Here is a 26,811-nt window from a genome sequence, read left to right as displayed (position 1 = left end):
TTTCCGTCTGATTCTTACCAAGGGTTGAAACGCAAAAAAGCCCGCCGACCGGAGCCGCGGGCTTTGATGCATGCGAGTGCTTAGTCTTGGTCAGACGGGTTCCCACCCGGTATCTCGATGATAAACGATTGGCTAGTGGTTGCGGTCACTACCGAGAGCCTCTCGCGCTTGATGAGCGCAGGTTTTTGATATGTCTTCTTCATTCGCATTCCCCCTTCGTCAATTTGTAACGGCCACTTGTGTTGGTCGGTTGTTACATCGGAACGAACGACCCTGCGGGGACTGCCGTTACCGCAGACAGCTTATCCCGCTTTGTGAAAGCAGGCTTCGTGTAGTTCTTCTTCATAGATGTCCTCGCTTTTTTCCCTCGGAGCCACACATGCCTCAAAGTTTTTTTTGTTGTCAAGCGTCGTTGCTAACGTCACTCAACTCGCGAGTCTCGCGGGCTTTTTAGCGTTCTCGACTTGTTGATTTGCGCTGACTGGCGACCCCGCGGCCAGCTTTTCAAAGCACCCGACTTCCTGGCGATCGATCTCATGACATCTCCTGAAAATCTCGTCGCTTGATCCTCAGGATTGCGCCGGACGGCGTCAAGTGCGGCCGCGATCGCGCGATTCGCCTAAAGACTAGTCTGGACGGAACCAATGATTGGAGTACCATCAGTCCGCTCGCGCCAATGCGACTTTGCTGTCTACATTTTAATCAAATGGGAGGGTGAAATGACTATTGCGCTTAGTAGCCTTTGGGCTGGCTTGGGAGACGATAACCCATATCCGTTACGGCTACCTTTTGAGAGCGACGATGATCCTAATCCTGGAATTCCAAAGCCGCAGCAGGTTAGCTTGGAACTAGGCCGCGGCGAATATACCTGTACGCAAATTGGGCCGATCGTAACGCTGAACGCCACGGGCATCATGAAGTGCATGAACTCCGAAGCCAGCCTTGTTCTTTCGCCGCTAGCTATCTTCCCGCCCATTTACGGGCTGTACTTCACGGTCCCGACTTTCTGCCTAGATGCGATCCGGCCCTTCACAGTGACGCAGACCTTCCTTTCGAAGAAAGTTATCTCGAAGCTGGATGTCTATGACGCTGGAGGTAGGCATGAGGTGCCTATCAGCCAGTTCGGCAACTGGCCGCTGAAGTAGCTCAGCGATAAGGGGATCGAAGGCTCAGGCTTTCGGTCTCTCTGAGTAAGGCGTTGCTCCGGAGGCCTCTGGTAAAGCGATCTGCAGTGCGTGACGTGGAAATCTTGGACGTGGCCGCCCGACCAGGCGTTTCGATGGTTGGCTAGCTTATCGCTGCCAAATATCCTGAGTTCATTTGCAATTGGGCGTATTCCTGAAGCAGTCCGTCGCCGGTAATTTTCAAAGACAACTTATTGGAGAACTCGTTAAGGCCCCGCTCGAGAGGAACATTTGTGGTGCGACCGCCAGGCCCTGTCTGCCTTTTTTCCATCAAATCAGAAAGACCCTTGCGAGCGGACTTACGGTCGTTGCTCTCCCAATCCAGCGCCACTTCGAGTAATCGGACCCATTGCGCGTTGGGGGCGTACCGCCTCGTTTTCAACACGCCTTTGGCTTCAGCACCACCTGCAACGTCGAAATCACGACTTTTGCCGGTCGCCATCGCCAGGATACGTCTGGTCTGATCAATGTCACCGTCAAGCTTGGCGCTGTAGGCAATCCGAGTGATTGAGTAGATTGCGTCTATCGACAGCTCTAGCCTCTTTGCTTTGTCCTTGATGCGTGCGTTAGCAAGAGTCTCGGTTATCGCGTGAAGCCAATCCGATCTGATCGCCGACCTTTCGTTAAGATGGGCGCCAGCCATCCTCTGGATGAAGTTCGCCTGCAGGATCGTCCATACGCCCATTCCAAATTCAGGAACAAGTTCGTCGTACCGTAGGCCAGCGTCAGACAGCCCAATCTTCTTTAAGAAGCCCAGCACAGGCTGAAAATCTGCAATCCGACAGGACGCTAATTCGCCACCGCTTGCACAATTCAAGACAACAGAGCTCGCATAGTCGACAGCGCGGACAGCGGAACTCAGGTCAATCTCATTGGGAACTATGGCGTCAAACAGAAGGGGAACCTCCTGCTTCGCCTCTTCAGCAAGCCCCAAAAGATTCAGATCAATCATGCGCCGCGAGCGCAGTGCGACGACGACGTCCGGATCATCATTGCATTTCAGAGCAATATTCAGGCGCTCGATGTTGAGCGGCAGCAGGGAAATGCTGAACCTCTTGTGAAAGCTGATGGATTTGCTGAGGGCAATGTCACCCTTACTGATTGCATCGCCCAGATAGCTAACATTATCATAAGAATTTGAATTAACCATCCTCGCAAATGCTGGTGAGACAACCCACTTTGCGGGACCGTAGTCATCGCGTTCCATGTACGTGCTTGAAGCAATCCCGCCTATGGCTCCGCTAAGAGCCGCATTCAGCATAGCGCTCCCTGCTCGGGCACTCTTGAGGCCAAAACCCACAAACGCACTAAAGACGAGTGCGCGCCGGTTAACCTCAGGCGATATCGTTACCCCGGAAGAATTTGCTGCGCGCAAGATGGTGCCATCCGTGCGTTCCGACAGCTTTAATTCACGAAGGCGCTCAACCTCAATTTTGTGTGCGCGTTCAAGCCGCTTCTCAGAGAGCAACCGGACGAAATACTTTTCAACTTCCGACATAGGAATCTTCCGAGTGTGTACGACCACTACCAACATACTATAACGATAAGATATCCTCCGGATAGAGCGAGCGACTAACGTCACCCACAGCCCCTCATCTGTAATTGGCCGTGATCGTCTGGCAGTCGATCGCTGCGGACAAGGCTCTAAGCGTTCACGGCCCGTCAGGCAGGCGCAGTCGAGATCGACGCGCCGATCAGGATGCCGGCGATCCGCGAGCCGAGCGCGACAGCAGCGATCATGGCCCACAGCGCCTGACCCTTTGAGGCGCATACATTCCGCCGAAAGCGGTGCATCCGCTCAGCAGGAAAAGCAAAAGCCCGCCTGAGGCACCGGCGGGCTTCACAGATTGACTAATGTGCGATGAGACTTAGAACAGAACTATTTGAAACGGCTTATTTAGAATTTTGTTAGACGGCACCTTTAAGACCTGGACGAGCCGATCGCCCGCCAGCCTCTTGGTGATCTCGTACACGTTGCGAAATCTTGCTTCATCTTTTTCATCCAGTCTCTCCTCACGAGCTATCCTAAAACTTCCGACGGGAAGAACACTCTTAAGCCCAGACAAATCGTCCGCAGCTATAGTGTAATTCAGCTTCGCTGCGTCGAACGACACACCGAGGCTTTGAGCGTCAGCGAGCCGGCTATCTCTGTAAAAGATAGGAACAGGCCGACCGACATTCGGCGACGCTAGCAATCCAGGAGACGCCCTCTCTGTCGAGAAAGGGTAATATTGGCCAGGTATCGAATCGTAATAGGCCGGGCTTTGTACTGGCGTCTTGTCAGACGTCGCGACTTCAACCTTCTCCTGCAGGTATGTTACTAAAGCATTCAGTTCTATGCCCTTGTCCTGCGCAGCTTTCAATACGTATTGCGTAAAGACACTGTTTCGCGGCGACGTTTCTCTAGACGATTTTTGATAGGAGACCGACGACATCGCCGCTGCATACAGCGCGCCAAGCCTGACGGGCGTTTCAGCGGCAGGAACCAGCGAAAAGCTGGGCCCAACTCTAGAAGAAGGCCCAAGCTCGACGGTTTGCACACGACATGCATCCAGGATCAAGAGCGTTGATCGCACCTTGGTAAGCGAAAGCTTCTTCAAGATTGATGAAAGTGTTAGTCCGTTTAACTGAAATGCTTGCTGGGAGGGAACTCGTCTTTTCCCGACTGGCCCAAATTGTGGCGCCAGCAACCAATTATTTCCCCAAGCTGAAACGCCGTGTCCTGAATAATATACGACGACATCAGTTTGGGGATCACTTATTGCTTTCTGCCGCACATACGAGATGAACTCATCCACCTTCGCCGTCATCGACTGGAGATCTCTCGCCCGAACCTCAGCGAAAACTTTGGTGTAGCCACTTCGACGAAAAAGTTCCGCCATGTCGATAGCGTCGTTTTGTGAACGATCCAGCTGGGCTAAGTATTTATAGTCAACTACCCCAATTACAAGAGCAATTCTATTACTAGCGACGGCCCCATGGCAAAGGAATGCCAACGAGGCAAAAATTGCCATCAAGCGGCAAAGCATAGATTTTACCTCCGCTCAAGGACGACGCCTCTATACTTCACAACACCATCCTTAGGGGCATTATCTATAATCTTGCAGATCTCGTCGGCAACGACAATTACCTTATCGACGCCAGGGGTTACCTTAAGCGCGAGTCGGGCGATAGTCACTGCAGCAGGTTTGTAGTGGCAGGCCGTGCCCAGACGGCGTACAAGGTCATCCATAAATGACCCTTTGGACTGCGGCACTGTCGCGCCCGGACCATTTCTGTCGTCAGTTGAACAAGCTGCCATGCCTAACAGGCATACAAGAACTAGAATTCGATTTTTCATTTTATTTCCCCCATGGATTTATTGCCCTGATGAAGGAGCATACATGTATGCGACTTTGTCAACCGGAATTAATGCGCAAGTCGCTCGGTTCCGTGTTTGTTCATGCCCGCACGCTGCCGCGAGAGGCGTCAACCCGTTTCTCGGCCTATCGGCGGAGGCGGCAACGGGAACGGCACCAGGCCTTCGTTCGGCGTGATGGTGAACCGGATCGGCGGCGATGCGACCGTGATTGGCCAGCCCAACCGATGGATGATGTTGCAGGTATAGGCCAGTTCCACTTGGTAGGACGCCTGACCAAGCGCGGCGGCGTCCGGGATAGTGATTGATCGTCGATAGGTGTCGAGGCCGGCCAGCGGGCGCGGACCGACCGTGAAGCTGGGGATTGAATGCTTGGCGCCGGCGGAGTCGATCAGCCAGCGCTTGACGGCAGCATCACAGATGCGCAGCCGGAAGACGGTGAACTCGACCTCGATCGAGCCGCCTTGCGGCACATGGTCTTTCACCGCGCCGACGTGGTCGTAGATGATCGGCGGGTCGCGATCGAGGACGGCTGTGACAAACCACGCCAGCAGGATTGCGAAGGGAGCGGCGATGGCAGCTGACCGCCAATCGAAGCAAGTGATCCTTTGACCAAGCGTCATTTCACGGACCTCAACAAATAGGGCGCGACCCACGCCCAGATCTGGTTCATCGCGACGAGGATAGCGGCCAGCCCAAGCACGAATTTCGGCACCGACTTGACCGCGCTGGCGAAGACGACGGAACGGGTGACGATGCGGAAGCCGGCATCCCACTTGTCGTCAGGAAGGCTTAGAAACTGCCCGAGCCTGTCCATTTGCTTTTGATTGAGATGGCTGATCTGGATGAGCCGTTCCCGCTCCTCCTCATTCCATCGCGCCACCATTTCAATCGTGCGCTTGTCGAGATCCCACCAGCGTCGCGGCAGGTCACTCGGGTCTGTCTCGGCCATCTGCCTCGTCGCTCGTTCAGGAGTTCAATTCGGTGCGGCGCGCGGCGCTGGCTTTGGTGTGCTCGTCGCACTCCGCGCGAGTGTAGAACTTCACCGCGCAGCCGGGCGCCACGGTGCGGTCGATCCGATTCTGATCGGCGACGGTCTTGCCTGGGCGCCGGGAAGGCTGTTACCGAGGGCCAAGCGTAGCGGCGTCACACCGCTGACGCCGGAAGTCGTACACGCCCCCAGCGTCGATGCACTGGTCAAGAGACATGCGAGCATCAATGCCTTTGTGGATCGCATCTGTATTCTCCTTTTCGATCTTGGCGCGGACCTCGTCGGCGCCCTTGTGCTTGATGAGTTCGTAGCCGGTAAGGACGGCCCCCGAGGCCAAGAAGGCGATGACCGCCCATGCGATGACGCCGCTGGCAAGCCGACCCAGCCCCAGCCGGCCGGCGATCATGGTGATGATGGTGCTCATAGGAAAACCCACCAGACGAGGGAGGCGCCGGCCACGAAGCCGAGGGCGCCGGCGCCGATGATGAGGCCGAGAACGAAAGCGACAGGACGCGCGAAGGCGGCGGCAGCGAAGCCCGGAGCGCCGATCATGCCGGCACCGCGCCGCCCAGCGCCACGGCCAGGTGCGCTATCGGCCTTTCGTTTGAGCGTGTCCTCGCCGTTGATGGCCATCTGTTGAGCGGGCCAGTTCTCGATCGAGGGGCGTTGACCCCAGGCGAAATCGGCTGCTTTCTAAGCCACCAAGCATGCTGGCAGCGCATCGTTGACGGCGATGAGCAATTCGGCGCGGTATTCGAGGATGACGTAATTTTCTCTGAGCACCTCGCCACGTTCCTCAATGATGCGAACTGGGTTCCAGCCGACGCCGATCTCGTCAAGCTTGAGACGGTGAAAGCAGCCGTATGGCTAGGCGCCTCTAAGGCGCTGTCAGATGGCTATGAGATCACGCGGATGCACAGCCTTCACTGCGGGTCAGGCGCCTACATTATCTCACAGTCTGCGGCCCGGCAGTTCTTGGTAGCCACCAGGCGTTTTGTCGACGGCGTGGACCACGCTCTGTTCAATCCGGCATGCGGTGCCTGTGTCGGCGTGCGAACCTACCAGGTGTTTCCGGCGCTTTGCATCCAGGCTCAGGTTCTATATCGCAACGCCCACGCTTTGAGGGGGGACTTGGCGCTGACGGCACATAGCGAGCCGCGATATCGTGACAGCCTGGCCCACCTGCCGTGGCTGAAGCGGAAAGCCCGATCCGCCGCCCGTCGTATTGCACATATTGCCCGAGGGCACCGGAGAATTGTGGTGCCGTTCGTGAAATAGGCCGGAAAACAAAGCGGCGACCTCAACGAGGATGATGTGGTGCCGAGTGCGCTGCGTAGGCCGAGCTTGTCCAAAAATGAACTTGTCGCACTGTGCGGACCTCCCGTCCTACACGGGGCCCGGCCAGCCGAAACCTTGGCAGCGAAGCTCAAGCTAAAGAGTAGAATGTCGTCTTCGTCGGTAGCCGGGCCGCCGAGACAGGAAGTCGGCTGCTTTAAAAAGCTGGCCGCGGGGTCGCCAGTCAGTGCAAATCAACAAGTCGAGAACGCTAAAAAAGCCCGCGAGACTCGTCGCTCGCCGCCGGCTTCTCTATTCGCGAAGCTCGCCACAACCGATGAGCATCTTGGTTTCCGCAAGGTGGTACTTGCCATTGCCCCACTGCGAAATTGCTTGAAGCCAGAAACTAGCCGCATCAGCGACTTTGTTATTCCGGACCAGAATCAACGGGGTAGGATAGCCATAGCTATAGCTCTGGGCAAACTCTGTCGCGTCTTGAACGCTGGGAAACTCCGACGCGGCTCGTTGAAACCCGTCATATCCTTCCAGGTTATAGTTGTTCTTTTCTCCCTCGATTTGGGTGAGCTTAAACCGCAACGGGACGGGACCCAAAGGGATGCATGTGTCATCAGCCGTGCATGCCGCCCAGGCGAAGCATGACCAAGGAGGGCCCCCTGGCTGCCTGATTGCCATTGCTGCTGAGACTGAGCAGAGAAGCAACAACAATGCGGCGATCGATCTCATGACATCTCCTGAAAATCTCATCGACTGACACCCCTGCGAGGACCTTAATTGACTGTCAAGGCGTCGTCGCAGATCACTTCCCCTAGCCACTTCCTTAGCCAGGTCAGTGATCTCTCGGCGCAACTCGGCGAACTCGTCGACGCCGCTGCTGATCGCCTCGACCAATCGATAACCGATCTGCCGGTTCTTCTCGGCGTCGGCGCGCTGGGCGACAACCTCGACCGTTGCCGCATGGATCGACGCTGTGAGATGCTCTACGGACGCGCTGTCGACATCGTAGGGGGAAGGTGGTGTTTCCGTTGCTGGGCCTTACCTCATACACTCAGTAGACGCTTTGGCGCGGCCGCGCCGCCGCGCTTTCGCACCTTGTCCGTGGTGCGAACTCTTGCGCAGGCACAGATCGTAGGTCAGCGGGTCGGGTGACACCAACATTTTTTTCCTTCTTGAGCTCCAATGTCCTGGGCAACCAGGTACGAGCCAAATAGTGAAGAAGACCCAAGGGCCGGTTCAGACCGGAGGCGCCCCGCCAACTACTATTAAAGCAAGCCGGTCATCTTGAGTCCGGCCGCAGCCACTGTCGCCCACCCCGCGATCTCGACCAAACGGCACCGCAAGCCTTTCCCCGGATCCACATCGCGATCGACCGTCGGGACGTGCCTCAGATAGAGGTTCGGCTCTGGCGCGATCGCCTCGCCATCCGGGCCCGGATCATTCCCCCTCGCCGCTTTCATGCGCCGGACGAACTCCCGAGCTGCACGTGGTCGGCTATGCCGGCCTGGTACTTCTTCCGCAAGCGGGTCTGCTCGAGCACTGCCTGGAAAATACTTGCACACATCCTGGTTTTTTACAACGGAATCAAAGCATTATTGTCTGAAATCGAAGGATTTTCTTTGTTCAAACTGCTCCCTTCGAAGACGACTAGCTGAAATCGCCGTTTTCTGAGAGACTTTCCCGGCACTTCACACACGATAGGAGGGAATGATGCGGCGGCTTGCACTTGCAGTTGTTTGTCTTTGCTCTTGGTCTTCTTATGCGATGGCGTGGTGGGACGAAGGCCACATGCGGGTTGCGGCGACAGCCTGGGATCTTCTCTCGCCGGCGGCCAAAGCCGAGGCCAGCCGGCTGATCCGCATGAATCCTCAGTACAACGCCTGGGTCGCTGCCGTCCCGCAGCCCTACATTGGCGCGCTTAGGGATATCGATCGCTACACGTTCATCAGGGCGGCCGTCTGGGCCGACGACATCAAGGAGATGCAGGATTACAAAAGTGCCAGCAAAGACGATGCTGCAGCCACGTCGGAGGCGGGTCGGAACATAGGTTACGCCGACAAACTGATCCACGGCTACTGGCACTATAAGGACATCCCCTACACGCGCGACGGCAGCGTCCCACCGGCGCCTGATCCGGTTGACGCTTCCACGCAGATCAAGGCCCTGCGAGCAGCTCTTCCGAAGACGGCCGGCATGTCGGACGATATTCGCTCATACGATCTCGTTTGGCTTCTGCACCTGGTCGGTGACGTGCACCAGCCTCTCCACTCGACCGCGTTGTTCACAAAAGAGCTGAAGGCAAAATGGACGGCCGCCGGCAAGCCGGATCAGGGCGACCGCGGCGGCAACGAGATCCTGGTCACGCCGGCCGACGGCGTGCCAGTCAAGCTGCACGCCTATTTCGACGCTATCTTCGGCGGTTACTCTACGATCTACGGCGCGATCTACGACAACTTCGATCCGTACACCCACAGACCCAATCTGCCCGCTGCTGACCCCGCCGAGGCGGCTGTCACGGACGTCGACACGTGGATCTCGGAAAGCAACAAGCTCGCCGTCCGCGCCGCCTACGCTCCGCCTGTCCTCGATGCCAATGGCAACGTGGTGCAGAAGGCCGAGCTGACACGCGATTACGAGACCAACGCCCGCAAGGCCGCCGAACTGCAGCTGCCGCTTGCTGGCGCACGCCTGGCCAAGCTGCTCAACGATGCGCTGCAATAGCGGTACGTGGCGCAGCGCGCTCGCTCTTGCAGCGCGTGCTCTGCGCTGCTGCTCCTTTGGGAAACTTGCTTAGGGACGTATGGCAGGCACAGCGCGAGCGGAGCGCAGCCCCGCGGATTCGCCGACCTTATCTCGCATAGAGGCCTTCCTCTGCTTTGGCCTCAGAGTCGACAAGCGAAATCGCTCCTGGGTTGGAGACGTGAAAATTCGTTCGCGCTAAAACACGGACGAAACCGGATTTACGCGACGAATCCGGGACACTTTGAATCCGGTAAGGAAGTGGCAATCCTGACGTAAGATCGGGGGATTGACCGGGGCCGGGAACTCGCGGCTTCTCCCCGTCGTTCAAACGTGGACAGAGATTCCCGCAGCGTGGAACAGGTGAAAGACAGGTTCTGCGGCCAACCAAGCAAGCGCCGCGAGCAAAGCGAGCCAGCACCATGTGATAAGGGTAGCCGCGATGATCTGACGCCCTTGGGTTCCCCTCGGCGGTGTGAACAGCGCCCGGAAGCCCCATAAGATCAGCCGATACATGTCGAAGAGAGCTGGCACGGTCTTATGCGCCAAGATGACTGCAAGGAAAAGATTGAAGGTTTGATGCGCCCGCGTGGGCGTGCCGCGTGCAGTGTCGCGGCAAACCAATACGAAAATCATCGCCAAAAGCGATATCGACATAGTCTTGAAAATGAGGCCTTTGAAGAGGCTTAAAAGGCGCTGCCTCCTGTCGCTATGCCATGTTACTTTGTTGGGAAACTTCTGCAGCATCTTCAGTCCCCAGCTTGGCCAGTGTTAGCGGGACACCACCCGATGTGATGGATTGATATTAAAGTCGCTGCCACTTTTCACCAGGATTCCGCGTTGCCCAGTTTCGTGCTGATGCTCGCTAGACTGGAGGTATATCGGCCACCGCGAAAGAAATATTAAATTGATAATAAGGCGCGAGAATCTCGCGAACTTTGCACTTGTAAGGAGATCCTGTGATGCGTGCTTTCGAAATGGCCATGTCCGCACCTTGGGCAATGCTGCCCGAAGCCGTTGAAACCTGCTCACGATCGCCGCTCCCGAGCATGATCAGCAGGCTCTTGAGGCGTACCGCGCGTAGCGTGCGGACCACGGCGGGCGGCTTGGCATCCGTGACAACGTTGCAATCCTAAACATCGCCGGTTCCTTGTTCAAGCGGGCCAATCTCTTCGTCTCCTTCTCCGAGCCACCTCGTACGAAATCGTTCGCCGAGATCTCCAGGCAGCGCTGGACGGCAGCGGCGCTTAACGGCTCGCCTCCGCGGCCGATCGGGTCGTGGTGAGCGACTTGGCAGTCCTCGGCTCCATTGGCGTTGTCCTCGGGATTACAGATCGGAAGAAGGCCGACGAGAGAAATGGAATCAGCCGCCTTGAATTCGTCGTCACAGTCTCCGGGCAAGCGACCAGACTCGAGACCGTTGAGGGCAAAGCGCGGATCCAAGGATGGTGGACGACCTTGCCGACGTCTTCGTGTCTGCCGTTGCCCAATTTAGCGGAGTGTCGAAGGCAAAGGTCATCATGGAAATTCGGCCAAGGCGGCGTTGAGGTTGGAGCGAATGCCGTGAAGCGGAAGATGGCCGACCAGGTTGGCCAGTTCGAAGCCACGCTGAGCGGGTTCTCCGCCCGCGGGAAGACTGCCCGGAGCGCGCGGACCGCTGCGGCCGCCGTAACGCCGCCGGCGAGCACTTACCCGCGCCAGGCGGCCTCCGCTACCCGGCAGCGCCTTCGGCCACGAACGTCAAGCGACGGCTGCTGCAAACGACAGATCGTGCTGGCGGCTCGCGAGCGAATGAAGGCTTTCGCCCCTCTCGACGATCGACGGGTGGCGCCATCGGCAGCATTTGGAATGGCCAACGCTTTCACAGAGGCGCCGGCGGCGCGAGTCCAGTCGCTCGGCTTCCCCGCTATCAACACCGGAATGGCGATTACTAAAATTGCGCGGTCGCGTTGATCGAATCGAAACGGGATCCGTGGCGGCAACCCATTTGGGGCGCGGCATGGCGAAAAGCCAGGCGCCAAGGCAGCGATTAGCGAGTCGGCATGGGAGGGATTCTACAGCGGGAACTAAAGCGTCATCTGGCGGTGCCGAGATCGGGCCACAGGGGAACATGCCGAGTGTTCAGTTGGGGACTTCGATAAGGTTTCGCTCCAAAATACAATAAACGACGGTAGAGCGGCCAGCATCACGGCGCATCTCACATTTGTTACTCGGCCGGGCCCGCAGGGCCCGGATAAAGAATCATACAGATATAACCCCTACGCCGCCATCCAAGACGACTGCATGGCACTCGCAATCGTGCCGACCTGGTTGGGATCGCCAAGGCGGGGATCATTGGGTTGGATGCCGGTTCCCGATGGCGACGTTGCCGGATCGAAGGCTGCCATGGCCGCGACCATCGTGGCTACGTCAGACGAGTGAAGCACCTTGCCGTCGCCGGATTTGATGGTTTCGACGACGTTGCCCGGACCCGCGAACCAGTCGGTCACGGTCACCTTGTCCGTGGTACCCAATACCGAAACAACCAGATTGTTGCCTTGCTGGCTGAACCAGAGCTCGTTCGCGTCGATGCCTGCCCCAAAATCCAGCTCGTCATTGTCGGTGTAAGTACCGGATTCGACGATGGTGTCAGCGCCATCGCCGGCTTTGAAGCGGTACTGGTCGTTGCCGGCACCGCCAACGAGCGTATCGTTGCCGAGACCGCCAACAAGGATATCGTTGCCGGCATTGCCGTTGAGCGTTTCGTTGCCGCCAAGACCGAAGATGAGATCGGCGTCAGTGCTGCCGCTTACCGTCGACCCAGCCGATGCCGCAACCGCAAGGTTGATCGGCCCTGCCCCGTCTAGCTGCAACTTTTCGATCCGCCCAGCGGCAATCGACTGCTGTTTCAGGTTGATCGAATTGCCATTGGCCGGGTTGCCGATGGTCATCAGCAGGTTCTCGCCTGACCAGGAAAAGGCAAGGTCATCGACACCGATCGCCGGTCCCAGCTTGATGGTGTCAACGCCGCCATCCTGAGCCTTCATCAACTTGCTGGTGGAGGTGTTCCAATTGTAACCGCCGACCCAGGTGTTGACGATCCCTGACGCGTTTACGCCCAGCGCATTGGCGGCTGTGATGTCGGCCGAGGCAGTTGTGACCACGGCATCGATATCTTCCACGGAGTCGGCGCCGTCGCCCAAATTGTAGATGTACAGGTCATTCCCGACTGCTCCAGCCAAGTAGTCGTTTCCGACTTGACCAACCAGCGTGTCATTTCCAGCAAAGCCCGAGATTACATCGTTTCCAGCGCCACCGTAGAGGATGTCATTGCCCGTATTACCGTTGAGCGTTTCGTTGCCGGCGAGACCGAAAATGATGCTGGAGCCGGTTCCTGCGGTGGCAGTTGCCCCCGAAGCGCTGGCTACGACCAAGTTCATCGTCCCAACACCGTCCAGGGTCAGGTTTTCGATCTTGGCTGCAGAGGTGGTCTGTTGGTTCAGAACGACCGCGTCACCGGCCGGGCCCCCGCCAATCGTCATGACCAGATTGTCATTGCCAGCACCGGTCCACGCGAATGACAGATCCTCGGCTTTGATTCCGCTCTCCAGGGCGAGCGTATCAACATTACCGTCGGTTGCTTTCTGCAGACCATTTGTCGTCGTATTCCAGTAATACCCGCCGACCCAGGTGTTCACGATACCTGTAGCTGAAACACCTTTGGCTTGGGCAGCGCTAATGTCCGAGCTTTGTGTCGTGGATTGAATGTTGAAGTCAGTAATGTAGTCGGTGCCATCGCCGCGATGGAATACATATCGGTCATTACCGCCGGCGCCGTTCAGGTAATCATTTCCCGTGCCACCATAGAAGGTGTCATTGCCACCCAGACCGAGGAATGTGTTGCTGCCATTGAGCACATCATTGCCAGCACCGCCGTAGAAAATGTCGTCGCCGCCGTTGCCGTTGATCGTCTCGTTACCGCCCAGACCAAAAAGAATCTCAGAGGTCAAGCTGGTGCCGGTCAACGTTCCTCCAGCGGTGCGTACAACAGCGAAAGCCATCGCACCCGTCGAGTCCAGCTCAAGCTTGTCGATCTTGGCAGCAGCAATCGCCTGCTGATCGATTGTGACGCTGTCTCCCGCCGCACCACCTGCAATGTTGATGACCAGATTGTCGTTGCCAACGCCCGTCCACGCAAATGTGAGGTTATCCGCAACGATGCCACCCGTCAGCTTCAGCGTGTCGGTGCCGGCATTGGTCAGCTTCAGCAGCGAATTCGAGCTTGTCTGCCAGTAATATCCACCGACCCAGGTGTTAACCGTGCCTCCTGCTTTGACGCCGAGGGCTTGAGCAGCGCTGATATCCGAAGACGCTGTGGTGGTCGCGGTGACAAAATCCTCGATCGTGTCGCTGCCATCCCCGTGCCGGTAGACATAGGTGTCGTTATCAAGCTGCCCATTCAAATAGTCATTGCCTGCCCCACCGTAGAGGGTGTCGTTGCCAAAGTCGCCGGTCAGGCTGTCATCGCCACCCATCCCATAGAGTGTGTCGTCGCCGCTGAACGCTCTCATGACGTTGTTGCTATCATTGCCGGTGAGCGTGTTTGTGGAGTCATTGCCGTTGCCGTTGATCGCACCGGTTCCGGTCAGAGTCAGGTTTTCGACGTCTCCGTCGGTGATTGTGTAGGTCACCGAACTCAGAACTGTGTCGATTCCCTCATTTGCAGATTCGCCGACAATGTCGCCCACGTTGTCTACGACAAAGGTGTCGTTGCCCGCGTTTCCTTTCAGAGTATCCGCGCCGGTACCGCCGTTCAGTAGATCGTCGCCGGCCCCTGCGTTGATTGTGTCGTTACCAGCACCGCCATTGATAGTGTCGTCGCCGGCGCTCCCGGTGATCGTATCGTTGGTGGTGCCGGGCGAGTAGAATTCGACGCCAAGACCGGTCGATGTTCCGCTACCAGTTGCAGTATTGGCAGTGATCACCGACGTCGACTGACCGTCGGCACTAACGTCTGTGGTAACAGTCTGAGTTACGGCGCCACTTGTGTTGTACTCGGTTACGATTTTTTGAATAGACCCGTCGATCCGCGTAAACGCGACCTCTTTGTGCTCGTAGGTACCGTTGTTGTCGCCGTCTTTCAGAAGCGTGGTTGTGCTTCCGTCGGCGCTCACTGTCATGATGCCTTTTGCCGTGATAGGGCCCGTCGAGGTGTCATGCCCGACTATCTCGGTAACGATGGAGCCATCAATCTGAACATGTGCGACAGCTGTAACTTCATAGGCGGACGTGCTCGGGTTTTCGACCGAAACCGGATTCGTCGCATTAGAGTCATAGTCATACCAGTAGCTCGTTGTTAGCCCGTCCGCGCTTGTCTTAGCGACCACGTTACCCGGGACCACGTTCTTCCAGTATATCGTCCCCGGTATCAGGTGGGCCACATCTTGATTTCTATTGTGGATGCCATGGATTGTTGACCCGTCGGCCTGGGTGATAGTGCTAATCGTGTTGTCAAACCCGCCGCCACTAGCGTCGTAATCGATAGCCGTCCAGCTGCTACGGCCATCGTCACTAGTATATGTCGTTGTTTTGTTATAGAACGTGTCCGACGCGCCAGTGCCGTCCCTTGTCTTGGTGTCGGTAATCCCGTCTCCGAGTTTCGCGACATTGATGCGGCGGGTTTGATCGACAGTACCGTCCGCATCAAAATCCCAATAGGTCGTGGTCAGCAGTCCATCGCCACTCGTCGAAATCTGAGTTGTGCTTGACTTGTGATTGGCGCCGTTGAAATCTGTGATTGTGACTGATGTGGTGCCATCGACCCGCTTGGTGGTGACCTCTGTCTGATCAATCGAGCCATCGCCATCTGCGTCCCGAGTGATCGATATCAGACGACCGTCACCGCTCGTCGTTTTTACGGTGCTGTCAAGCAAGGTTCCGGAGGGCGTCGACCTGTTGACGGTCTCAACCATAGAACCGTCTGCCAGCACTCTAGTAGTGTCACTTATGACGCGGTCGGTTCCAACCACACCATCGGTATCTTCCTGGATTGTGACAGTTCGACCATCGCCCGTTGTCGCCGTCACAAATTTGGACAGCTGTGATCCATCCGCCTTGAAGTATGTGACCGTTCGCGTCTTTGATCCGTCACTGCCTAGATTCGTAATGTCGGTGGAATCCTGACTGAACGGATTCGCTCCAAAAAGATCCAGGCTGGTCGTTACTGACAACCCATTTGCGCTCGTCGTCGTGACGAAGCTGCTGGTCTGGGTCGCGCCTTCAAACTTATTGACCGTCTGAACATGCGAGCCATCCGCATTCCAAACAGTAACGTCTGTCTCCTTTCGGTCATAAGTGCCGTTGCCGTCGAGGTCCCATTCCTTCGTAATTCCGAGGCCATTGCCCGCAGTTGTCGTTCTGGTCTGCTCGGTTAATACCAGAGGAGATTCGTAAGCCTTAATTGTCTGAACGGTCGATCCATCGGCACCGATTGTTGTCTCAGTTGTTCTCTTGCTGGGTAAGTCGGGTAGGTAATCGACCGAGGTCGCGCCGTATTGAGTCGTGCTGCTAAGCCCGTCCGCGCTGATTGTTGTAATCTTGCTCGTGGTGGAAGGGGACGTCGTGTAGGCGCCGGTCCCCGCCGCATTGCCTGTCGTGTCGGGACCGATTGTGGTTGCAGTGGTGCTGCCGTCGGAGGCCTGGACGGTCGTGGTGGTGACGTCAACGGCACCGTCGCCGTTCACATCCTTGGTCACCACCGTGGTCAGCTTATTGGCGCTGACGGTCGTCACCGTTCGGCTCTCCAACGAGCCGTTTGCCTTTTTGTAGTCGACAGTTTCGCTCGTGCTGCCGTCAGCATTGAGGGCGGTGGTATCGACTTTCGAGCGACTGGTGGTGGCACCAACAGCGGCCCAAGTGGTCGTCTTGACCAAGCCATTGGCGCTCGTAACAACTGTGGTCTTGTCTTTCACAATGCCCGCGGCGTCGAGATCGGTGATGGTCTCCGTTTTGCTGCCATCGGCATTGAGGACAATGACGCTGGTAGTCGATTGGTCGATGGAGCTGTTGCCGTCGAGATCGGCGGCGAGCGTGCTGGAGAGGCCGTTGGCGCTTACTGTCTTCGTCGCAGAAGAAGTCAGAACTCCAACCGCGTAGGTGCGAATGACCGTTGTGGTCGAGCCGTTCATGTTGAGAACGGACGAAGTGGTCTCATCGACCATGCCGTCACCATCGAGGTCTCTAGTCGATGTCACCGTGTTGCCGTCGCCACTGGTGATCGTCTCATATCGCGCAATCTGGGCATTGCTGGCATTCTTGACGATGGCGGTCTCGGATTTCGAACCGTCGGCGCCAAGCGTTGTGGTGGATGTGCTGGTCCGGTCGATCGTGCCATTACCGTCGAGGTCCGACTGCACTGTCCTTACTAGGCCATTCGCGCTAGTCGTCTTGATGGTCTTGCCGATGAGGGCTCCCGTTCCCGCCAGTGCCGAGACCGTACGAGTCGTCGAGCCATCAGCGTTCAGCACAGTGACGTCGCTCGACTCGTCCTCGACGATGCCGTCTCCGTCGCTGTCCACCTGAACATCGGTGCTCAAGCCATTCCCTGAGATTGTCGCAATCTTCTTCGACAGGAGCGAGCCGTTATTGGACGTCGTCGAAGTCGTGGTCGTGTGGGCGCCCGAGGCGGCGATCGCAGTCACGCCTTGCGTGATTGTGTCGTAGACCCCGTCGCCATTCATGTCCTGTTTCACGGTCGCGGTGAGGCCGTCAGCCGAGTGCGTCGTTTCCGACTTGCCATGCTGCACGCCGTTAATGTCAGTGTCCGACACCGTGGTTGTGACGCTGCCATCGGCGTTCAGGATGTCGACCTGCGTCCGGTCAGTCTTGTTGTCACCGTTGGCATCTATTTTGGTCGTGACCGTCTTTTGGTCGGCACTCGTCGTCATTTCGGTCTTGGCCAGCACGGCGCCGCTTGTGCTAGTGGTCGTAGAGGTCGACGTCTTGCTGCCATCGGCGGCAAGCGTGGTTGCGGTCACCGTGGTGCGATCGACCGTGCCGTCTGCGTTAATATCGTCCTTCTTAGTTTGCGTTAGACCATTTGCACTGGTGGTTACGACCGAACTGCCGACCAGGGTGCCGTTGGCGCTCCTGTTTGTTACGGTTCGGGTCTTGTTGCCAGAGGCATCGATGGTCGTCACCTCGGCAACGGTGGTGTCATAAGTGCCGTCGCCGTCAATGTCTGCCTTGCTGGTCAGCGACAGTGCGTTGGCTGATATCTGGTCGAAGGTCTTGCCGACAAGCGTGCCATTGGGGGTGTATCTGTTCACGGTCGAAGTGGTTACGCCGGCATTGTCGACGACGATCGTCTTGACTGTGTCGACGTGTCCGTCGCCATCGGCATCCGTCGAATTCGAAGTCGTCTTTTGATCCGCGCTGATGTTGGTGGTCGAACTCGAAAGCAGCGAACCGTCGCGGCTCTTCAGCTGTAGAGTTTCGCTTGTACTACCGTTTGATCCGAGAAGTTTCACATCGGACGAAACGAGCTCGAATAGGCCGTCGCCGTCAACATCGGTCGATGTAGTCACCATATGTCCGTCGGCACTGCTGAACGTGAGTGTCTTGGCAATGAGCACGCCGCTGCCGCTCAATGCTGAGACGGTACGGGTCTTCGAACCGTCCGCGTTGAGAACGGTGACATCGCTCGATTTGCTTTCGAAGACGCTATTGCCGTCGGCATCGGCCTGGATGTTCACGCTCAGGCCATTCGCCGAGACCGCTGCGATGGTCCTAGCGAGCAACGTGCCGTTGCTTGAGGTCGTGGAGGTCGTCGTTGTGCGGGCACCAGAAGCCGCTATGGTGGTCACGGCCTGCGTGGTCGAATCATAGACACCGTCGCCATTCACGTCCTGCTTGACGGTATTGGTCAATCCGTCGCTGGAGATGCTGGTTTCCGTCTTGCCGTGCAACACGCCGTTGATGTCGGTGTCGGAGACAGTGGAGACCTCGCTGCCATCTGCATTGACGACATTCACCACCGTTTGATCGATCTTGGTATCGCCGTTCGCGTCGACTTTGGTGGTAGTCGTCTTGCGGTCGGCACTGGTCTTCAGCTCGGTCTTGGCCAGCAAGACGCCGCTGGTGCTGGTGGTCGTTGAGGTCACGGTACGGCTGCCGTCGCCACCGAGGACCGTCGCCGTCACAATCGTGCGGTCGACTATGCCGTCGCCGTCGATGTCGTCCCTCTCAGTCTGCGTCAGGCTATCGGCAGTGGTGGTAATCGCGGAGCTGCCTATCAGCGTGCTATTGGCGCTCTTGGTCGTAACAGTGCGAGTGCGGTTGCTGGAGGCATCCGTGGTCGTCACGTCAGTGACAACACTATCGTAAATGCCATCGCCATCGATGTCGACCTTGCTTGTGAGCGAGAGGCCGTCAGCCGAAGTCTGGTCGTATGTCCTGCCGACCAGGGAGCCGTCCGCATTGAATTGGCTGACGGTTGAGGTCGTCACGCCGGCGCCATCGACGACGATCGTCTTGGCCATATCGACGTGGCCGTCACCATTGGCGTCAGCTGAGATCGATATTGTCTTGAGGTCGCCACTGGTGCTGGTGATGGTGCTGGACAGCAAGGTGCCGTCGCGGCTCTTGAGTTGCTGCGTTTCCGTCAGACTGCCGCCTGCGCCGACTACTGTCACGTCAGACGAGACAAGATCGGCCTGGCCATCGCCATTGGAATCCGTCGAGACCGTCTTGGAAAGGCCGTCGCTGCTGGTGGTGGCGACCGTCTTGGCAATCAGCACGTTGGTCGAGCTATAGGTCGAAACGGTAGTTACTGTCGAATTGCCGGCACCGCTGGTGATGATGGTGGCGTCGCGAATTTCATACGTGCCGTCACCATCGCGATCATGCAAGACCGTGCGCGTGCGGCCGTCGGCGCTGCTAACGGTCAGTTCGCGATCGATCAGCGTGCCGCCACTCGAGGTGTCCGCAGCCGTCTTTGTACGGGTGCCGTCACCGGCGACAACCGTCGTCTCGGTGCTGGTGAGATCATAGACGCCGGTTCCAGTGGTATCGCGCTGAACGGTCTTCGACAGGCCATCGGCGGACGCAGCCGTGACGACTTTGCGCAGCAAAGTGCCATTAACGCTGTTCTCCGAGACTGTTGTAACCGTCGAGCCGTCGACGTTCCTCACGAAGGCCTGCGTCTGGTCCGGCGCGCCGTCGCCTTCCTGATCGAGCGCTGTCGTTACCGTCTTTTTGTCGGCGCTGGTTGTCGTCGTGGTGCGCTCGGCTAGCGAACCGTCTGTGTTGAAATCGCTCACGGTTCGCTGGCGTACACCTGCCGTGATTGTCGTCACGTCGGTCTGCGAACGCTCATAGGTGCCGTTTCCGTCATCGTCAAACTGCGTCGTCGTCGACAGGCCGTCGGCGCTGACGGTAATGCGGTTCTGGAACGCCAGGGTGCCATCCTTGTTGTAACCGCCAAGCGTTGTGGTCTTCGAGCCATCGCCATTCGTGACGAAAGCGCTCTTGATGATGTAGCCATTTGCGTCGGAGGCGAGAAGCGCATCGCCGACGGCGCCAGTGGTTCCGTCGGTCTTCATATAGGTCGTTGTGCCGGTGATGGCCGAGCTATCGGCAAAGTTCTGGCCGCTGCCCGTCGCGGTCAGGTCGATTGAGGCAATGCCAAGCGAGGCCAGTGACACCAATTGACCATCGACCATTATTTTAAAGTCGGACCAACGGTCATCACCGGCGTCGAGCAAGCCATTGTGATTGGTGTCGAAAACGCTCTTAAGCGCTTCGAGGTCGCTGGTTGCCGACTGGTCCCACTCGGTGAAAACGAACTCACTGGAACGGCTGATTTTCCCGTCGCCATCGGCATCTAGTACCAACACACCGTTCCCGTTTCCCGCCCAGGCAGTGCGGTGCTGGTAGCCATCTCCTTCAAGGTCCAAGAACTGCGAAGACGAACTCAATTCATTGATTGAAAGGCCGTTGCCCGCGAGGTCTAGCAAAACAGGGTGGCCACCCCACCCGTTGCCGGGATTACCCGAGACGCCATTAGGATGACCAGCATGATCACCCACCGCGGAAACGCCATTTACGCTATTGCCCAAGCCACCAGGACTGGAATTACTGGCGTGGTCGGATTTCCCGCCCGTCGCCCCGGTTAGGTTGGCAATCCTCATGTGTAGGTTGGGATCGTCGGGGCTCACATGGCGCTGCTGGGCGACAGTCATCCCTATCGCCGTTGCAGCCGCAGGCGACAGGCCGGCATCCAAAGCGTTCTGCACTGCCGCCCCTACGGCATCGATCGGATCGGGCTTGTTGGTGTAACCGACTCCTGGAACGTAAACCAACGCCGGCACGATTGCAGGTATCGGCGCGACCCGGGCCCGAGGCGGCGTTGGGACAGGGTGGGGGACGACTGCAGCAGGTTTCGTTGTGACATCATAATAAACCTGGGGCCCAATATATACTTGGGCGAGACCGACCGTAACCAATCCGTAGTTCGGGTCGACCGCAGCAATCGCGGGCTGAGGTGTAGTCGGGCTATAGATTTGCGCCGGAGCCGTTAAATCGACAACCTGACTTTGCACATAAGACGGACCTTGGAGTTGTACGCCGCCGAGGAAGTTAGGATCCGGCGAATAATGCGTCGGTTTGGAAACACCGTATGAAGATCCTGTACCATTGTTTTCGGCGCCACTGTAGTCATCGCCGTACCCAGCATTATAGCCAACGTTGTGGCCACTTGGATTGCCGCTTTGCGTAGCGCCGCTTGTGTTGAAGGTGCCGCCATTAGGGGAGGAGTTTTTGTCAGCGGCGCGCGCGTCGGCCGCTCCGCTGGGAGCCGACATTGTCCCGGGGCGCTGCTCCCCAACAGGGCTAAAAGGGCCAAAGCTGTTGTTGTTGCTAGTAAAAGCATTAGGATTTAATCCAGCACTGGGAGCAGAATTTGTCCCAGGTTGCGGCTCACTGACGGGGCTTAAAGGACCTAAGCTGTTGTTCTCGGGCGTGAAAGGGTTTTGACTCTGACTTGGAACGCCTGGATCAGGTCTGTCTATACCCGTCATCATTGGTAAGTTATCTAGATACCGTTGGGCGTTGCCCGTCGGATCCAAATTTGTGTCAGGCAGACTTTCAACCGCGATCGGGCCAAAGACCGTAGTTCCGAAGCCAACGAATGCACCAGCCACGCCAGCCACAGCGAGTCCTATGGGTTCTTCCCCAACTCCTGGGATCGATGCAATCGCGCCGGCCGTATACTCGGCGGCAGCCCAGCCAGCTATGCCGGCCGCTGTTTCCTTGCCTGCTCCAGCGACTGCACCGGTGATGCCATTCTCCTTATAACCTGCCACGCCACCATAGACAGCGCCCGCGGCGATTCCCATTGGGCCGAGAACCTTCCCCGCTTCTATAGCTCCCTTTGCCTGTTCAGCCGTCTTTGCAAAACCTGCGGCCGCCGCAATGCCTGCGTCTTGGCCGGACAAAGAGCCTGCTAAGGCAACAGACCCTTTCTCGGCTCCGTCAAAAAGGCTACCTTTATTCGACTTATTATCCTGTCCCACGGCGTGTTCCTTTCGAGAAACTTCGAACGAGTTAAGCTTTTCGCTTGTATCTAAGTATCATAGACACAACGAACATCAGTATTCCCACTAGTCCGAAAAACGAAGATATGAGAGCGACCTTCTTTGCAGCATAGACCGCGGGAGCGTCGGCCAAGGACGGGCCATAGAATGAATGACTTGTCGATAAGTCAGATATAGATGCTAAAAAGCAAACCATTATTCCGGCCATGAGCACAGCAACGGCCTTTAGCGCCGAAAAATATTCTTGCCTACTCACATTCATGCGGTCATGTCGGTGGATTTCTATCCATATTCTCCATAAAATCCATACAAGCCAAATAAGAGTCGTCACGCTGCACAAATACGAGAGCCAATAGAAGTTTTTTAATCCGGCTTCCGTCTGAAAGAGACCGCTCCGCCGAAACTGGTCAAATGCGTTATTGTTCCATGGCCAGATCTTTAGTAGAGTGGAATCTTCCATTTTATGTTCGAGATCCATGTCATATATCAACGATATCACAAAATTTAATATGACTGACAATATAGCCATCAAAATCGATATAACCAGTCTATAGCTGTCATAAGCTATTAAATATTTGCTTTTTGCGTTTTGTATATCTGCCATTGAAGCATTAAGTGGGAGGTTTTTTCGAGCCAAAAATGAAAATGCGCCCTCGTATTCTTTGATATCAACATCATCAATATCCTTGTATATAATTTCGTCTATTCTCATAATAATTTCCTGTACATGCCATCCACGGCCCGGCGCTCAATGCAAAAGGCAGATCGATTTACCGCTCATGGAAAGCCTCGTCCGTCATCTCCATCAACGGATCGAGCAGAAAGCCCAGCACTCGTCGATTTCCCGTCTTGACCTCCGCCGTCACCGACATGCCCGGAGTCAGCACCACGTCCCTGCCTTCGACGTGGATCGACGTCTCGTTGAGCGCGATGCGTGCCGGGAACACCAGCGGCCCGGCGCTGTCGCGCATAGTCTCTTCCTTGGCCGCTGACCGCAGTTGCGGCGCGCCGACGGGGATGGCGTCGTTGGAAACAGTCAGAACCTCGCCATCAAGCGTGCCATAGCGAGTGAACGGAAAGGCTTCGAGCTTTACGCGCACCTCTTGCCCCTCGTGGACAAAGCCCTTGTCCCGGTTCAGTAGCATCGCCTCGATCTCAAGCTTGGTGCCATCTGGAACAACTACCATCAGCTTCTGGCCGGTCTGCACAACCTCCCCCAGCGTGTTGACTTCCAGCTGCTGGACGCGGCCGGCGACGGGGGATTTGAGTAGGCTCGCCCGCTCAAAGAGTTCGGCCTTTGCGAGATCCTGCTGCATAACGCGAACCGAACGGTCGACCTCAATCAGCTCCGTAGCGACCTTGTCGAGATAAGCATCACGACGCGCACGCTTTTGCGCCGCAAGCGTCTGCACTGTTGCCTCCAGTTCGGCGACGTGGCCTTCGTCTGACACGGTTGCCATCAACTGATCCTGCTCGCTCTGGCGCGCATCGATGGTACTGGTCTTAATGCCAACCTGACGCTTCTCGAGTTGCTCATAGATATCTCGCCGGTCGCCGGCGAGGAGCACGAGCTTGTGGCGCTCAACCAAGGTCTTGCCGGCGCGGTCAATTTCAGTCCGCTTTTGAGCGAGTTCGGCTTCCAGACTGTCTTGATCTGATTGATAGGCAGCGAGCGATTGCCGCATCTGCAGCCGTTGCAGGCCGACAATGGCTGCTGGAGCATTCGCTGGGACCACGAACTGTTGGTCCGCGGAGGATGCGCCAGCTTCCACGGCATCGATTAGCGCCTTGAGCCGAGCCTTCGAAACTTCTGCGGCAGCGAGATTTCCTGCATTCTTCTGGCGCTCGGCCGCATATTCCGCAGGCTCTAACTCCACCAAGAGTTCGCCAGCTGCCACATGATCCCCGGCTTTGACGTGCAGAGCCTTGACCGTGCCTGTGATCAAGGGCTCGATGACCTGCACTTTGCCGATGGGGATCAGCTTGCCCTGGATCGTGGCATAAGTGTCGATACGGCCGAACCAGGACCAAGTTAGCGCACCCACTGCAAACAGCATGATCAAGGCTGAGAAGATGCGCGCGGCCGGCGAGACCGGCGTTTCGAGGATCTCGATCGCGGCCGCTTGGAAGGCACGTTCATCGCGGTTGAGTTTGGGCCGTTTGGCATCCCTCTCCCGCGCCACGCCTTCCCGGATTGCTTGCCAATAGCGTCCCATCGCCTACTCCGCCGCCTGGGGTTGGGCCGACGGGCGCTGCTCCGCCTGCAATCGGTAAAGCTGGGCATACCGACCATTAAGCTTCAGAAGCTGATCATGCGTACCCTGTTCGGTGATACGGCCCGCTTCAATGGTGATGATGCGGGTGGCGTCCCGAAGTGCCGCCAGTCGGTGAGCGATAATGAACACGGTGCGGCCTTTAGCCATGAGGCGCATGTTCTGCTGGATGACGTACTCAGACTCGTAATCAAGCGCGCTGGTGGCCTCATCAAATAACAAGATGCGTGGATTGGTAACTAAGGCGCGTGCTATCGCAATCCGCTGGCGCTGGCCGCCGGAGAGATTTGAACCCCGCTCTTCCAGGACCGTGTCGTAGCCTGACTTCAGCTGGACGATAAAGTCGTGAGCGCCGGACAGCTTGGCCGCCTCTATGACCCGCTCCAATGGCAGTGCGGGATCCGCGAGCGCGATGTTCTCGCGCACCGTTCGGCGGAACAGGATGTTCTCCTGCAGCACCACGCCGATCTGACGACGCAGACTTCTGGGATCGATCAACGCTAGGTCGACGCCGTCGATAAGGACCCGGCCACGTTCGGGAACATGCAACCTCTGCAGCAGCTTGGCGACAGTGCTCTTGCCCGATCCCGATGGACCGACAATGCCGATGATTTCGCCCGGCTCGGTCTGGAACGAGACGTCACTGAGGATCTCGCGCTCGCCTTGGCGGTACCGGAACGTGACGTGATCAAAGGCGGCATGGCCCGAGATTTTGCGTAGAGAGCCCTGTCCTCCGCCGCCCGAGATCTCGACGGGTGCATTGAGGATATCTCCCAACCGGTCGACGGAGATACGCACCTGCTGTAAATCCTGCCAGAGCTGCGCCAACCGCAGCACCGGGCCAGAAACTCGCCCGGCCATGATGTTGAAGGCAACCAGTTGGCCAACCGTCATGTCGCCGGCGACCACCGCTTTGGCGCCAAACCACATGGTGGCGACAATAACCGCCTTCGAAATGAGCTGGGCGGTATTGGAAGCGAAGTTCGCTAGCCGGGCCGTGCGGAAGCTGGCGCCTACATAGCCGGCAAGCTGGTCCTCCCAGCGACGCTGCATCTGCGGCTCAACCGCCATCGCCTTCAGCGTTTCGACACCGACGATCGATTCGACCAGGAAGGTCTGGTTCTCTGCGCCGCGGTTGAACTTTTCCTCGATACGGCGGCGAAACTCCGGCGTGACCGCCATCGACAGGATAACATAGGCTGGAATCGAGCAAATGACGATCACGGTCAGCCAGGGGCTGTAAAGATACATCACGGCCAGGAAGACAAATAAGAAAAGCACGTCGAGAAGGACCGTGAGCGCCGATCCGGTGAGGAAGGCGCGGATGTTCTCCAGTTCATGCACGCGGGCCACAGTCTGGCCGGTCTGCCGTGCCTCGAAATAGGCGATCGGCAGGCCGAGCAGGTGATGAAACAGCTTGGCGCCGAGCGCCACATCGATCCTGCTGGTGGTGTGAATGGTGGTGTAGGTGCGAAGGCCGGTGAGCAGCACCTCGAACATGGAAACGGCCGACAACCCGATGACCAGGACCTCGAGCGTGGTCAGGCCGTTGTGAACCAGCACCTTGTCGATGATCAGCTGGAAGAAAATCGGCGAGATCAGCCCGAGCAGCTGCACAAAGAATGAGGCGAGCAGTACCTCGGCGAAGATCCAGCGGTAGCGGATGATCTCGGGGATGAACCAGGAGAAATCGAAGCGGCGCGAGAAGCCCTGCGCGAAGGCCCGGCTAGTGACCAGGACGACATAGCCGCTCCAAAGCGCGTCGAAATCGGCGCGTGAAAGCTCCTGAGGGGCTGCTGTCTGCGGGTCCTGTAGCAAGACCTTGCCGGAGGAAACCGCCGCCAACAGCGCAAAACTTCCATCTCTCTTTTCAATAATAACCGGCAATGGCAGGCGATACAGTCGCTTCGGCGCCGGCATACCAATCTTGGCTTTGAGCTTCAGCCGCTTGGCTGCCCGCACAATGTCGACCCGATCCGCGAGCCCCTCGCCAAGACCCAGGTCATGGCGAATGGCGTCGGCATTGGCCGGCTGGCGGAGATACTGGGTCATCAACGTCAAGCAGATGACGCCGCTGTCCAAGCGCGCGACTATGGGTGTAGAAATTCCCACTTGCCCCCCGGCAAACAACATTAAGTTGTATTTTGATTTATCCGCTACGCGGCAGCCCAGAAGCAATCAGCAAAAGTTGAAAAGCGGCAAAATGCAGAACAACTTTTTGTGATTAACTATTAGGAAAATCTAATTTGAGATTTGCTTCGTCCTACATGGTCGAAGTGGCTTTTAGTACGCCGAAAAAAGGCAGCAGGATGGTTGGTTAGCCGGCAGATCCCCTCAACGCGGTGGCTTGATGAATCAGGCGTGGACGTTGAGCGACACGTCCCGACAGATGGATAGAGCTCCA

Annotated in this window: 17 protein-coding genes; 4 read left to right on the top strand and 13 right to left on the bottom strand. The window is 57.3% G+C overall.

The features are described 5' to 3' along the window. Positions 1-719 precede the first annotated feature (719 nt). Positions 720-1,145, top strand: a complete 426-nt coding sequence (locus LB513_RS21215) for a hypothetical protein (protein WP_224665482.1) — start codon at positions 720-722, stop codon at positions 1,143-1,145. 142 nt (positions 1,146-1,287) lie between these two features. On the opposite strand, the gene LB513_RS21210 is transcribed toward LB513_RS21215, so the two are convergent. The 6 genes from LB513_RS21210 to LB513_RS21185 form a co-directional block, all read right to left on the bottom strand. Next, positions 1,288-2,682, bottom strand: a complete 1,395-nt coding sequence (locus LB513_RS21210; RefSeq protein ID WP_224665481.1) for a hypothetical protein — start codon at positions 2,680-2,682, stop codon at positions 1,288-1,290. A gap of 370 nt (positions 2,683-3,052) precedes the next feature. Next, positions 3,053-4,213, bottom strand: coding sequence for a caspase domain-containing protein (locus LB513_RS21205; RefSeq protein WP_224665480.1), 1,161 nt, complete (start codon positions 4,211-4,213; stop codon positions 3,053-3,055). Between the two features lie 439 nt (positions 4,214-4,652). Then, positions 4,653-5,165, bottom strand: coding sequence for a hypothetical protein (locus tag LB513_RS21200; protein WP_224665479.1), 513 nt, complete (start codon positions 5,163-5,165; stop codon positions 4,653-4,655). Continuing rightward, on the bottom strand, positions 5,162-5,494 hold the full coding sequence (locus tag LB513_RS21195; protein WP_224665478.1) for a hypothetical protein: 333 nt from the start codon (positions 5,492-5,494) through the stop codon (positions 5,162-5,164). Before LB513_RS21195 ends, LB513_RS21200 begins: the two co-directional genes overlap by 4 nt. Positions 5,495-5,663: 169 nt before the next feature. Next, positions 5,664-5,957 carry a hypothetical protein gene (locus LB513_RS21190; protein WP_224665477.1) on the bottom strand — a complete coding sequence of 98 codons (294 nt, stop codon included), beginning with the start codon at positions 5,955-5,957 and terminating at the stop codon, positions 5,664-5,666. Continuing rightward, positions 5,954-6,166 carry a hypothetical protein gene (locus LB513_RS21185; protein WP_224665476.1) on the bottom strand — a complete coding sequence of 71 codons (213 nt, stop codon included), beginning with the start codon at positions 6,164-6,166 and terminating at the stop codon, positions 5,954-5,956. The genes LB513_RS21190 and LB513_RS21185 overlap by 4 nt, the downstream gene beginning before the upstream one ends. 33 nt (positions 6,167-6,199) lie before the next feature. Between LB513_RS21185 and LB513_RS21180 the strand changes: the two genes are divergently transcribed. Continuing rightward, complete coding sequence (locus LB513_RS21180) at positions 6,200-6,811, top strand: glycosyltransferase family 25 protein (RefSeq protein WP_263482201.1); 612 nt, start codon at positions 6,200-6,202, stop codon at positions 6,809-6,811. 309 nt (positions 6,812-7,120) lie between these two features. On the opposite strand, the gene LB513_RS21175 is transcribed toward LB513_RS21180, so the two are convergent. Beyond that, positions 7,121-7,552 carry a hypothetical protein gene (locus LB513_RS21175; RefSeq protein WP_224665474.1) on the bottom strand — a complete coding sequence of 144 codons (432 nt, stop codon included), beginning with the start codon at positions 7,550-7,552 and terminating at the stop codon, positions 7,121-7,123. A 48-nt stretch (positions 7,553-7,600) separates the two neighbouring features. Between LB513_RS21175 and LB513_RS21170 the strand changes: the two genes are divergently transcribed. Next, positions 7,601-7,975 carry a hypothetical protein gene (locus tag LB513_RS21170; protein WP_224665473.1) on the top strand — a complete coding sequence of 125 codons (375 nt, stop codon included), beginning with the start codon at positions 7,601-7,603 and terminating at the stop codon, positions 7,973-7,975. A 558-nt stretch (positions 7,976-8,533) separates the two neighbouring features. Next, complete coding sequence (locus LB513_RS21165; RefSeq protein ID WP_224665472.1) at positions 8,534-9,544, top strand: S1/P1 nuclease; 1,011 nt, start codon at positions 8,534-8,536, stop codon at positions 9,542-9,544. Between the two features lie 345 nt (positions 9,545-9,889). On the opposite strand, the gene LB513_RS21160 is transcribed toward LB513_RS21165, so the two are convergent. The 6 genes from LB513_RS21160 to LB513_RS21135 form a co-directional block, all read right to left on the bottom strand. Beyond that, on the bottom strand, positions 9,890-10,309 hold the full coding sequence (locus LB513_RS21160; protein ID WP_224665471.1) for a hypothetical protein: 420 nt from the start codon (positions 10,307-10,309) through the stop codon (positions 9,890-9,892). A gap of 118 nt (positions 10,310-10,427) precedes the next feature. Then, on the bottom strand, positions 10,428-10,658 hold the full coding sequence (locus tag LB513_RS21155) for a hypothetical protein (RefSeq protein ID WP_224665470.1): 231 nt from the start codon (positions 10,656-10,658) through the stop codon (positions 10,428-10,430). A 1,162-nt stretch (positions 10,659-11,820) separates the two neighbouring features. Next, the gene (locus tag LB513_RS21150) at positions 11,821-22,113 is read right to left on the bottom strand and encodes a calcium-binding protein (RefSeq protein ID WP_224665469.1); all 10,293 of its coding nucleotides are present in this window, start codon (positions 22,111-22,113) and stop codon (positions 11,821-11,823) included. A 31-nt stretch (positions 22,114-22,144) separates the two neighbouring features. Then, complete coding sequence (locus LB513_RS21145; RefSeq protein WP_224665468.1) at positions 22,145-22,846, bottom strand: hypothetical protein; 702 nt, start codon at positions 22,844-22,846, stop codon at positions 22,145-22,147. A gap of 58 nt (positions 22,847-22,904) precedes the next feature. Continuing rightward, a complete protein-coding gene (locus tag LB513_RS21140; RefSeq protein WP_224665467.1) occupies positions 22,905-24,350 on the bottom strand; it encodes an HlyD family type I secretion periplasmic adaptor subunit in 1,446 nt (481 codons plus the stop codon). A gap of 3 nt (positions 24,351-24,353) precedes the next feature. Continuing rightward, positions 24,354-26,540, bottom strand: a complete 2,187-nt coding sequence (locus LB513_RS21135) for a type I secretion system permease/ATPase (protein WP_224665466.1) — start codon at positions 26,538-26,540, stop codon at positions 24,354-24,356. Positions 26,541-26,811 lie beyond the last annotated feature (271 nt).

It is taken from the genome of Mesorhizobium sp. ES1-1 (genome assembly GCF_020164785.1).
GTDB lineage: Bacteria > Pseudomonadota > Alphaproteobacteria > Rhizobiales > Rhizobiaceae > Mesorhizobium.
This window is presented reverse-complemented; position numbering and strand designations above follow the sequence as displayed.